Source organism: Ruegeria sp. BI7, from assembly GCF_056537925.1.
Genome location: NZ_JBQFSK010000016.1, coordinates 31181 through 42626 on the forward strand (window position 1 = coordinate 31181; position 11446 = coordinate 42626).

The 11446-nt window shown below is 54.4% G+C and carries 11 protein-coding genes; 5 read left to right on the forward strand and 6 right to left on the reverse strand.

What is annotated here, in order from left to right; all coding sequences use genetic code 11:
• Positions 1–703: 703 nt before the first annotated feature.
• On the forward strand, positions 704–1492 hold the full coding sequence (locus ACR0JB_RS21355; RefSeq protein WP_480790284.1) for a phage head spike fiber domain-containing protein: 789 nt from the start codon (positions 704–706) through the stop codon (positions 1490–1492).
• A 378-nt stretch (positions 1493–1870) separates the two neighbouring features.
• Positions 1871–3073 (forward strand): 3-oxoadipyl-CoA thiolase, encoded by a 1203-nt coding sequence (pcaF, locus tag ACR0JB_RS21360; protein WP_170400051.1) that lies wholly within the window; start codon positions 1871–1873, stop codon positions 3071–3073.
• Between the two features lie 123 nt (positions 3074–3196).
• Here pcaF and ACR0JB_RS21365 read toward each other — a convergent pair whose 3' ends face one another.
• From ACR0JB_RS21365 to aptA, 5 genes are all read right to left on the reverse strand, one after another.
• The gene (locus tag ACR0JB_RS21365) at positions 3197–4501 is read right to left on the reverse strand and encodes a TRAP transporter large permease (RefSeq protein ID WP_170400049.1); all 1305 of its coding nucleotides are present in this window, start codon (positions 4499–4501) and stop codon (positions 3197–3199) included.
• Positions 4501–5145, reverse strand: coding sequence for a TRAP transporter small permease (locus ACR0JB_RS21370; protein WP_480790285.1), 645 nt, complete (start codon positions 5143–5145; stop codon positions 4501–4503). The genes ACR0JB_RS21365 and ACR0JB_RS21370 overlap by 1 nt, the downstream gene beginning before the upstream one ends.
• A 58-nt stretch (positions 5146–5203) precedes the next feature.
• Positions 5204–6220 carry a TRAP transporter substrate-binding protein DctP gene (dctP, locus tag ACR0JB_RS21375; protein ID WP_170400045.1) on the reverse strand — a complete coding sequence of 339 codons (1017 nt, stop codon included), beginning with the start codon at positions 6218–6220 and terminating at the stop codon, positions 5204–5206.
• A gap of 65 nt (positions 6221–6285) precedes the next feature.
• Positions 6286–7209: an alanine dehydrogenase gene (locus tag ACR0JB_RS21380; protein ID WP_170400089.1), complete on the reverse strand. Its 924-nt coding sequence runs from the start codon at positions 7207–7209 to the stop codon at positions 6286–6288.
• Positions 7210–7338: 129 nt separating this feature from the next.
• Positions 7339–8619 (reverse strand): omega-aminotransferase AptA, encoded by a 1281-nt coding sequence (aptA, locus tag ACR0JB_RS21385; RefSeq protein ID WP_254437504.1) that lies wholly within the window; start codon positions 8617–8619, stop codon positions 7339–7341.
• Positions 8620–8789: 170 nt separating this feature from the next.
• Here aptA and ACR0JB_RS21390 point away from each other — a divergent pair, with 170 nt between their 5' ends.
• The 3 genes from ACR0JB_RS21390 to ACR0JB_RS21400 all read left to right on the forward strand — a co-directional run bounded on the left by ACR0JB_RS21390 (position 8790) and on the right by ACR0JB_RS21400 (position 11129).
• Positions 8790–9359: a cupin domain-containing protein gene (locus tag ACR0JB_RS21390; protein ID WP_170400041.1), complete on the forward strand. Its 570-nt coding sequence runs from the start codon at positions 8790–8792 to the stop codon at positions 9357–9359.
• Positions 9360–9423: 64 nt separating this feature from the next.
• On the forward strand, positions 9424–9984 hold the full coding sequence (locus ACR0JB_RS21395; protein WP_170400039.1) for an invasion associated locus B family protein: 561 nt from the start codon (positions 9424–9426) through the stop codon (positions 9982–9984).
• 479 nt (positions 9985–10463) lie between these two features.
• Positions 10464–11129: a sugar transferase gene (locus ACR0JB_RS21400; protein WP_480790286.1), complete on the forward strand. Its 666-nt coding sequence runs from the start codon at positions 10464–10466 to the stop codon at positions 11127–11129.
• Between the two features lie 104 nt (positions 11130–11233).
• Here the strand turns inward: ACR0JB_RS21400 and ACR0JB_RS21405 are convergent.
• The coding region (locus ACR0JB_RS21405) for a hypothetical protein (protein ID WP_480790287.1) at positions 11234–11446 on the reverse strand (213 nt) is incomplete at its 5' end.

Here is an 11446-nt window from a genome sequence, read left to right on the forward strand (position 1 = left end):
GCTGAACCAGCCTTTGTCAATCAACCCAGGCATCAAACAACCGATGAAGTGAAAGGGGTTGTTAATAATGATTAATCTTGGCCTTTCCATCACATCATTGGCGACGCGCAATGGTCCTGGCGGTATTAAAAACTTGAACCCGTCGCTTTGGCTCGACCCCGCCGATATGCGCTCACTGTTTCAGAACTGGGCAGGGACGATGCCCATACTGGGTCCGGGTCAACCGGTGGGGTTGATGCTGGATAAATCGAACGATCTTAGACCTGGCCCTGACGCTGTCACGGACGGGGGGTTAAACGATGGTGAGGCTCATTGGAATACGAACGGTGATGCAACCATTTCAAACGGACAAGTGCGCATCCACTCACCCGATGGGTCGTATTCAAACGTCGTGCAGACTGATATTTTAACGGTCGGAGAATGGTACCGACTAGAATATACAGTGACCGCATATGGCTTTGGAGGCCTGTCTATCAGCGGTGTGACGGGCAACCCGCCCTTGCCTACCACAATAGGTCGGCACAGTGTTATTATACAATCTAAGGTAGAATACCTTAGCATCAAGCGGCGATCGGGACCGACGGATATAACCATTGCTGATATAGCGGCCCGTAGCATTCCCGGATACCACGCCGCGCAGAAATTTAATGACGACCGGCGCCCTTTTCTTGCCCGGCACCCGATGAGTGGGATCAGGAACTTGATGGACAACTCTGCGAGTTTTGCAGGGTGGAACGATAATGCTGGATCTCTTACTGCGACTGCACTGGGAACGCCAGAAATAGAGATGGTGAAACTGGCGGCGAGGGTCGGCCAGAGTGGTCTGACATTTGTTGCCCTGCCTTCGGCTGTCCAAGCCACACAGACTGTTACATTCTCTGTTGTTGCCTCGGCGGCGGAATATCCAATCCTGCACTTTACTGGTGGCGACGGGTTTGCTGCGTCGCGCGGGGCCTTCGAAGTCGATTTGACGACGGGCGCAATCCTGTCCGGTTCAGCTTATGTTGAAAGCCTTGGCAGCGGTCTTTTCCGGGTATCCACACAATTGGACTACAGCGGCACGGGCAATCAAAACCTCTATCTTCGACCCCGAGAGGAAATGGGGGTCGATGTTCTGGGGGATGGTGTGAAGGGCATTCTGCTTGCACAGGCTCAGCTTGAAATCGGATCCGCACCGACACCGTACCAGAACCGTATCAATCAGTATGACGTCACTGAATCTGGGCAGCGCGCTTTCTGGTATCTTTCGAATGATCAAATTGACGACGAACTTGTCGTTGAGTTCCCTGACCTGGGATCGGACGTCACTGAATTTTGGGCAGATGAGAACGGGGTCACGATCCGTGGCGGCCAGCTTATCGGGGCGGGTAACAGGGTGGTGCCGGGTGGTGCGTCTCTTTTTGCCTATGGCGCAATTGGGCGCGCGTTGTCAGGACCGGAAACCGAGCAATTGCGGAAATTCCTTGAGCTGAGGGCGGCGGTCAGGAGTTAAAGCGCAAACTGGTACTCTTCGATGAGTGGTTTTGCTTAGAAATCGCCTCTTGCGGTTGACCGCAGGAGGTATTCCGCCAAACCGAAACCAATGCGCGGGTTTAAGCTCAGGCCATGGTTGGGCGAATTGCTGTCCGCTGATTGGCCAGGTCTGGGATCGGTCACCGCTCTTGTTTGTCGGCCGAAACAAGACAGGTGCACCCGAATGTCAGACGGCCGCGCCACCTGTCTATGTAATCGAATGACCAGCCCAGAAATTCTGGACAAGTTAAATTTCGGATTTCCCATTTTTTTCAAACTGTTTTTTAATACTCTAGAGCCTACGTTTCGAACGACCCGTTTCCCATGTCGCCACGGCTCATGCAGGAAAGTGAACTCAATGACCGAAGCCTATATCTGCGATTATATTCGAACGCCGATCGGCCGTTTTGGTGGTACTCTGGCCCCGGTACGCCCTGACGATTTGGGCGCGATTCCTATACGTGCCTTGATGGCGCGCAATCCACGCGTTGACTGGGATGCTGTCGATGACGTGATATTCGGTTGCGCCAACCAGGCCGGTGAAGACAATCGCAACGTGGCGCGCATGTCATTGCTGCTTGCGGGCATGCCTGTGGCTGTCCCTGGTACGACCATTAACCGCCTGTGTGGGTCCGGTATGGATGCTGTGATCAACGCCGCGCGGGCGATCCGCTGTGGTGATGCCAACCTGGTGGTCGCTGGCGGGGTTGAGAGCATGTCGCGCGCACCCTTTGTTATGCCCAAGGCCGAAAGCGCCTTTTCACGAGCGAATGCTGTTTATGACACCACCATTGGCTGGCGCTTTATCAACCCGGTGATCAAGTCACAGTACGGTGTCGACTCCATGCCGGAAACTGCTGAGAACGTCGCCGAGGATTTCAATGTGACGCGTGACGCGCAGGACGCATTCGCGCTTCGCAGTCAAGAGCGCGCGGCCAAAGCTATCGCGTCGGGTCGGCTGGCACAGGAAATTACTCCGGTCGAACTGCCGCAGCGAAAAGGCGATCCAGTTCTGTTTGCAACCGATGAGCATCCCCGCAGCACGACGCTGGAAAAATTGACCAACCTGCCCGCGCCTTTCCGTAATGGTGGAACAGTCACGGCTGGCAACGCCTCGGGCGTCAATGACGGGGCTGCCGCGCTGATCATCGCCTCGGCTGAGGCCGCCAGGACATACGGACTGACCCCGATGGCCCGCATCGTTGGCGGGGCGTCGGCGGGTGTGGCCCCTCGGATTATGGGTATCGGTCCGATCCCGGCCACGCAAAAGCTGTGCGCCCGTTTGGGTCTGAAACCCGAAGACTTCGACGTGGTTGAACTGAATGAGGCTTTTGCCGCGCAAGGTATTGCAGTTCTGCGCGCCCTAAGTCTGGCCGAGGATAGCGCGCATGTGAATCCTAATGGCGGAGCCATTGCTCTAGGGCACCCGCTGGGCATGACCGGGGCCCGGATCGCTGGAACGGCGGCACTGGAGCTGTCGTTGGACGGCCACAAACGCGCGCTGGCCACCATGTGCGTTGGTGTTGGTCAGGGTATCGCCATCGCGCTGGAAGCCGTCTGATCGATTTACGAAAGCTCGGTAGAGCTGAGGACGCAGGAAAAACTGGCCGATAGATGTTTCAAAATAAAACTGCGCCGGGGCCTTTCGACTCCGGCGCAACCATGCTTCCAGATTATTGCGTCACTATTGGATGCCCATGAGCATCTTCGGGAGGAACAGTGACAATTCCGGAAGGAAGGTAACCAAAAGCACCATGGGCAAGTGACCAAGGCACAGGAACTTCAGCGTAATGCCGATGTAACGGTCCAGTGTGATTTTGCTGACACCAGCTGCCATATAAAGCATCGGCGCGCAGGGCGGAGACACGTTGCCCAGGCCAAGATTGGTTCCGACAATCGCCGCAAAATGGATTGGGTGAACGCCCAGTTCAGATACCACCGGCAAAAGCACAACCGCCGCCAGAACGCTGCCCGAAATGTCGTCCACGATCATTCCCATCAGCAGGAGAACAAGGTTGATCAGAAGCAAAAGCAGGATCTTGTTGTCAGACAGGTTCAGCAACAGATCGGCAATCTGGCCAGGAACTTGCTGAAGCACCATCGAGCGGCTCATCATGAACAGGAAGAACAGCACGGTGATGATCGAGCCTGTTGTGATCGCGGCCTGAATAGTGCCTTTCCAGAAACTGGCAGGTGTTAAACCACGGTAGATAAAGAACCCAACAACGGCCGCATAGACCAATGCAATTGCAGCAGCTTCGGTCGGGGTTGCGATCCCGCCATAGATCGTGCCGAGAATGATCAGCGGCATGAGCAGGGCCCAGAAAGCCTCTTTACCGGATTTGGCGATCTTGACCTGTACTTCCTTCATCGGCAGCTTCGGTTCGACCTTGATGTCGTCGTTTTTGCGCAGGAAGACGAAGTTCAGAACGATGTATAACAGCGCCAGCATGATACCAGGAATTACGGTCGACAGGAACGCGGCACCCACCGACAGGCCACCGGTCACCGCGAAAACGATCATCGGAATCGACGGCGGGATCATCAGTGCCAGAACCGAAGAACAAGCAACCAGAGCGGTTGCGTGACCCACCGGGTAGCCTTCCTTCACCATACGCGGGATCATGATCTGACCGATGGCTGCAATCGCCGCCGAGGACGACCCCGAGATGGCGCCAAACAGCGCGCAAGTGACGATGGTTACAGCGCCCAATCCGCCCTTGATCCGCCCGACAAAGGCGTTGACGAAATCCAGCAAGCGGTTCGAGATACCGCCTTCGGCCATGATCGTTCCTGCAAGAACAAAGAGCGGCAAAGCCAAAAGCGCAAAGCTTGTTGTGGTTTGATAGGCATAAGGAATCAGGAATGAGATATTCGAACCCGTTCCAATACCGAACACCAAGGCCCCAATGCCAAAGGCAAAGGCGATGGGCATTTCGAGCAAAAGCAGGATAACGATGATTGCAATAGCAATAGCGAAGATCAGCATCAGTTTGCCCCTTCCGGATTTATCATCTTAATGGCGACAAATTGATTTACTGCCTGCATCAGCAGCGCCAGGATGGTGCCGGCAAAACCGATGACCAGCGAAAAGGACCAGATGCCCTTGGGCCAACGCAGATATGAGCTGAGACGCCCCTTCTCGATTTCGAAGAAGGCATATTTGATTGCAAAGTAACCGAAAACCACGCACGCAATGATGCTGAGCAAGGTCATGACCAGTCGCACCGATTGCACGACCTTCGGGGATTTAACAACCAAGGTCAGAATGCCGCCGTGGATATGTTCCCCTTGCCGCGTGACATAGGCCATCGCGGGAAAGTAAATCCAAGCCCCAAACAACAGGGCCATTTCTTCGATCCCGACAAAGGGCGAATTCAAACCGTATCGCAGAACGACCTGTGCGAACATCAAAACAGCGAGGCTGATGCTGAACAAAGCAAGGCCGTTCGCCTGTATCCCAGCGTAGATTTTTTCGATTTTCAGAAATAATGCGTAGCCATTCGACACGTCCCACTCGGGGATCGCGGTGACATGTTCGGGCGGTTCGGCGACGGTCACTTCAGGGTCATAGATATAGGACGCACCGGGCTCGACCGGGTCCCGAGGATGCTGCCTAGATTCTCGTTCCATTTTGTCCTCCCAATTTAAAGCAGTGGGCCCGCCGGATGGCAGGCCCAACAAAGTCTTGTCACTCGATTCCGGCGGCTTTTTTCAGCTTGCCCATGATTTCCGGGCCAACCAGTTTTTCCATTTCCGGCCATTCCGTCTCGTGAACGATCTTGGCTGCCGCTGCGATTTGCTCGGGGCTCAGCTCGATCACTTCGATGCCTTCGTCGCGAGCCTTTTGCAGGAACTCGTTGCTCTTGCTTTCAGCCTCATCCCACGACCACAGAACGGTTTCGTCTGCAGCAGCCTGCAGGGTTGCACGATCTTCGTCCGACAGACCTTCCCACCAGCTTTTGCTGACCAACCAGAAGGCGGTCTCGAAATAGTCGTTGGTCAGGATGTTGGTTTCCAGAACGTCACGCAGGTTGTAGGTCTCAACCGCGGTCGAGAATGCGCGCGCGTCAACCGTGCCCAGCTGCAGCGAGGTGTAGACTTCGGCCAGCGGGATCGGCACAGCGCCGAAGCCCAGGTTGTTGAAGCGGTCAACCGCAATCGAAACCGGGGGAACGCGGATCTTCAGGTTTCCACCGTCGGCAGGCAGGTTCAGCGGCTTGGCGCCAACGCCTTTGCGGATCACAACCGAACCGAAGTCGGTCGGAATGATGCCAATCGCGTGCAGGTCCAGATCATGCAGGATGTCATTGTAGATTTCCAGCATGTCACCGCCGGGGCCGTAGACCGTGCGGGCATCTTCCCAGTTTGATACAACGTAACCCAGCCAGGACAGGTCCAGACGCTGGTCGAATTCAGATGCGCCCCAGGTCAGGGTCATCGGAACAACGCCCTGCATCGACTGTTCGAACAGCGACGTCCAGTCGCCCAGGTCGCCACCCGGGTGGTAAGCGATACCAAAGTTCGAGTCGTCCCCTAGGGTGTCCTGGAATTTTTCGGACATCGCGTGGAAGATATGGTCGGTTGTCATTGCGTGCGCCAGGATGAACCTTTCCTCAGCGCTGGCCTGTGTTGTGAAGGCGGATGCGGCAAGCAAAGCTGCGCCACCCATCGCACCAAGGGTGCGGCGGTTAATCTTCGAAAACATTCAGGTCTCCTCCTCAGTTAAAAATAACCCCCCGTCGATCGGCAGGGATTTGTCTTTGCTCTTGCTCAGCAAAGCTCCGGGGCGACGAACTCATACCCGAGATCATCGACCACAGCCTTGTATGTCACCTTCCCATGGGCCACGTTCAGGCCTGCCATCAGGTGACGATTATCCGCGAGCGCTTGCTTCCAGCCGTTATTCGCAATGGCCAGAGCATGCGGCAGTGTGACGTTGTTCAGCGCGTAGGTAGAAGTGCGCGCCACAGCACCAGGCATGTTGGCAACGCAATAATGAACCACATCGTCGACAACGTAGGTGGGATCGGCGTGCGTGGTGGCTTGGGACGTTTCAAAGCAGCCGCCCTGATCAATGGCCACGTCCACGACAACCGCACCGGGTTTCATCTTCGAGATCAACTCGCGGGTGACCAGCTTTGGTGCTGCGGCACCCGGGATCAGAACTGCGCCGATGACAACGACCTTGCCGGGTTTCACACCGGGTACGCCGCCCAGCAAAACGCCGCGACCGCCTTTGGCTTTTTCCAGCGCACCAGCGCCGGCATGGATAGACATGCGGCCGGCAACCCGGCTCATCGGTTTCAACAGCGGCAGGCCGCCATTTTCGTCGGTGACGGTTTCATAAGCAATGCAAACGGCGCCGGATTTGACCAGGTCTTCGGTTTGTTCCGGATCAGGGGCTAAGTGCAGATAGGTGTACAGGATCTGACCTTCACGCAGCATGGCGCGCTCGACCGCCTGAGGCTCTATCACCTTTACGACCATTTCCCCATTGGCAAAAATCTCGGCTGCGGTTTCGGCAATTTCCGCACCTGCTGCACGATTTGCATCGTCGTCAGAACCGATCCCGGCGCCAGCGTTGGTCTCTACAATCACGTTGTGACCATTCGCCACCAATTCGGCGACGCTTTCAGGGGTCAATCCAACACGGTACTCGTGGTTCTTAATTTCCTTGGGAACACCAATGAACATTTTCATTGCTCCATTTTTCGGATGATTGCCTGAGGGCTGGCATGAGTTTGACGTCGTCATGTGCAAGCCGGGTGTCAGGAATTCTGTCGTGCGCTAGCGGTTACCTTTCATCCATGGGGGCGAGTGAATTTACGGGTGGTCGCGCAGGATATCGGTGAGGGTGTCGAACAGCGTGTCGATTTCCTGTTCAGAGATGATCAGCGGGGGCGAGAGCGCAATGATGTCTCCGGTGACGCGGATCATGATTCCCGCGTTCCAGGCCTTTTTCATCACTTCCATGGCCCGCGCACCCGGGGCGCCCTCACGGGGGGCCAGTTCGATGGCTCCCACAAGGCCAAGGTTGCGCAGGTCAACGATATTGGGCAGTCCGGCAAGGCTGTGCAGACGCTTTTCCCAATGCGGTGCAAGTTGAGCCGCACGGGCGAAAAGGCCGTTTGTTTCGTAGCTTTCCATCGCGGCCAACGCAGCGGCGCAGGCAATCGGGTTGGCTGAATAAGTATAGCCGTGGAACAGTTCAATCGGCGCATCCGCATTTTCCATGGCGCTTTCATAGATGCGGTTATGGACAAAGACCGCTCCCATCGGGATGACGCCATTGGTCAGGCCCTTTGCCGTGGTGATGATATCCGGGGTGACGCCAAAGTAATCCGCTGCAGTGGCCTCGCCCAACCGTCCAAAGGCGGTGATGACCTCATCAAAGATCAGCAGGATGCCGTATTTGTCACAGATCTCGCGCAGCTTCTTCAGGTAACCAATGGGCGGCATCAGAACACCTGTTGAACCGGCCATCGGTTCGACAATTACTGCGGCGATGGTTGAGGCATCGTGCAATGCGACAATGCGTTCTAAATCTAAAGCAAGCTCGGCCCCGTATTCAGGACAGCCTCTAGAAAACGCATTCTTTTCGATGTCGTGCGTGTGGCGCAAATGGTCGACGCCCGTCAGAAGCGTCCCGAAATGCTTGCGGTTGCCGACGATCCCGCCAACCGAAATTCCACCAAACCCTGTGCCGTGATAGCCGCGCTCACGACCGATCAGACGTGTACGGGCCCCGCCGCCGCGCATCCGGTGATAATGCAGGGCGATTTTCAGGGCTGTGTCCACCGATTCAGAACCTGAATTGGTGTAAAAGACATTGTCGATGCCTTCGGGCATCATCGAAGTCAATTTTGACGAGAGTTCAAAGGCTTGCGGATGCGAGAACTGAAAGCTGGGCGCATAGTCAAGCTCGTGCGCCTGCTTTTGAATGGCTGCCGTGATCAGTGGATCACGGTGACCGGCATTGACACACCACAAGCCTGCGGTCGCATCCATGATCTGGCGGTCATCGACGCTGGTATAGTACATTCCTTGCGCCGATTTGATCATGCGGGGATTATTCAAGAAGTCCCGATTGGCCGTGAACGGCATCCAAAAGGCAGATGTATTATTCGTCTTTTGGACCACTTCGATTCCTCCCCAAGGTGCCTGCGAGTTCCGGTTGGCTTTCTCGCACGGCGACTGGAAGGTGGTCATTCCGGATTCTTTAGGATTTCTAACCTATTGATTCATCGCAGAATTCATGCCAAAGTGCTTTGGATATGAAGCAGAAAAGCACTGGCCCCGATTTTGAAACGGCAAAACGCCTTCGTGTGATTCGAACCGCCAAGGGGCTAAGTCAGAGGAAATTGGCTAAGCTGGCGGGCGTTGGCAGCGGAACAATCTCACTCATAGAAGCGGGCGCCACCCAACCTTCTGTCGCCTTGTTGAAGAAAATACTACAGGGGGCGGATATCAGCCTTGGCTATTTTTTCAGCTTTGATTTGAAAGATGCGGATAAGGTTTTCTTCCGGCAAAACGAACACAGGGATGTTGGCGCATCTGGCGTTTCCTACTTTCTTATCGCAGGAGAGCGGCAAAATCGCAAAATTCAAATGCTTCTGGAAGAGTATGGTCCGGGCACGGATTCCGGTCGATCAGAACTTTCCCACAACGGCGAGGAATGTGCCGTGGTGATTTCGGGGCAGCTGGAGGTGACCGTAAATGGCGAAACCGCTGTATTAGGTCCGGGGGACGCTTACTACTTTGACAGCGAATTGCCCCATCGTTTTCGCAATACAGGCGATACACAATGTGTTGTTGTCAGCGCCTGTACACCCTCTACTTTTTAAACCTGCCTTGTACCTCTCGCCAACGTGATTTGGCACAGAAGGCCTGGGGCAAGACTTTGGGGCTATGAAAAACCTGTATATCATACTCGCCCTTGCGCTTTCAGCTACAGCAGCCGTTGCACAGGATTTGCATGGGCGGGATACGGCCAGCAATTGGCGGGTCACACACCAAAGCAAGTTCGGTATCTGGAGCTCCATCTGCGATGAGCGAGAGGAATACGGTAAACTGGTGCAGCGGTGCTACCTGCGCTGGGTCGATGTTTTTTCCGGTCGACCGAATTTCGGAGGTCAATTCATATTCATTACGCCCGAAGATGATGGGTTCCAGGTTGAATTCGGGATCGAGCCGGGGACGGTCTTTCATCCAAACGGGTTTCGTATCGAACGCGAAGGTACACCGGTGTGGCGTACACGTTGGCCCGGATGCCTGACGGGTGTGGGATGCCGCTTCGATGGGGTCGATGCTGACGAGTTGATCGAACAGATGACCCAAGGCGGTGCGTTTCTTTTTGACTTCCGCGATCGGCACGGTATTTCCAGATCGCTCAACTGGCCCCTTGAGGAGTTTAGCACGGCTTGGGAGGATTTCTTGGATCAATTCCGAAAGCGCCCCCTTATCGAATAAGGTGATCTTTCGCAGCCCAAGTGAACATCGGGTTATGGCTCGCTACGTCCGGGAGAGCTTTATGTGTGAAAAAGAACGCGATGACCAATAGGGCTGTAATGCTCGACTGCGTTATATTGAAGAGCGCGGCGATTGGGTTGATTACCCCTGCCCTATTCCTTGGCTTGGCAATTGAATCCGACGCCTTGCATCGCTGTACGACGCAGACAATTACACGTCACGAAAACCGCGCGTAGATGGGTTCGCTAGACTGGGCTCCTTCGGGCCCTCTCCAACCTGCTTAGGACCCTTTAAACAGATCTAAAGTGGTCCGGTAAGACGGTGAACCAGACGCCTTAAAATCCGATTCATTTAAGGCTTGAGGCAAATTTAACTCAAAAATATTGACACTCTCGTGAAGTGATTGATAAACGGTTAACAAGAGAAGTGCTCTCTTAAAACGAGTATAAAAATAATTATTTTAAGGCTCTTGAGCAGTTATGTTTGATTTTAATTTACCCGAGCACGATCTCGGGGAATCCACCGCCTTTGCGCGGGCTCCAGACTCTGCACCAGGTGTCTTTTTTACCTTCGCAAAACGTGCGTTTGATCTTGTCCTGAGCGTATTTGTTCTGTTGCCTCTCGCGGTGATTTTTGGAATCGTCCTTCTCGTCTTGAACCCAATTTGGAACAAAGGGCCTCTGTTTTTCTCTCAGGTGCGTATGGGGAAAAACTGCGAACCATTCACAGCATACAAGTTTCGCAGCATGCGCCCGGCCAAGAAAATTGAACGGGGTGCTGATTGCCCGTTGGAAGAGGGCAGAATTACCCAGCTTGGTCGCATCTTGCGCAAGTCCCGTATTGATGAATTGCCGCAAATTATCAATGTTTTTAAGGGTGAAATGAGCTTGATAGGCCCTCGGCCTGATTACATCGAGCATGCCCGAGAATATATGTCGCTTATACCCGGATACCAGGCGCGTCACCTTGTGCGCCCAGGAATCAGTGGTTGGGCGCAGGTTGAACTTGGGTATATCGAAGGTACAGATGCGACACGCCGAAAAGTACAGGCAGATCTGTACTACATCGCAAATACCGGGCTGATCATGGAAGCTTGGATCGTGTGGCGCACCATTTCGATCATGCTACGCCGAAGCGGAGCTTGAGCAATCTCCGTCGGTAGAGGCTTTCGGAAGATCCAGAGTTTCCCAGCGATCAAGATCTGAGGCGCCTGCCGCAGGTCAGGCAAGCTGATCAAGCTTGAAGAAAGTCAGGAAACTATGGCCTTCCGCCCTTTTTCGAAGGGGAGAAGACTTGAGGATGACTCTACTTTACCGTGTTTTACAATACGCAAAAAATGGATATCAAATTGTCTTTTTACAGAATTGCCACATGGTGTTTTGAGGATATTTTTTTGGCGGTTTGTTTCGGGACGTTTGTTTTGAAAGTTGTTAGTGAGGCGCCGATCGAAAAAGCGATAGAT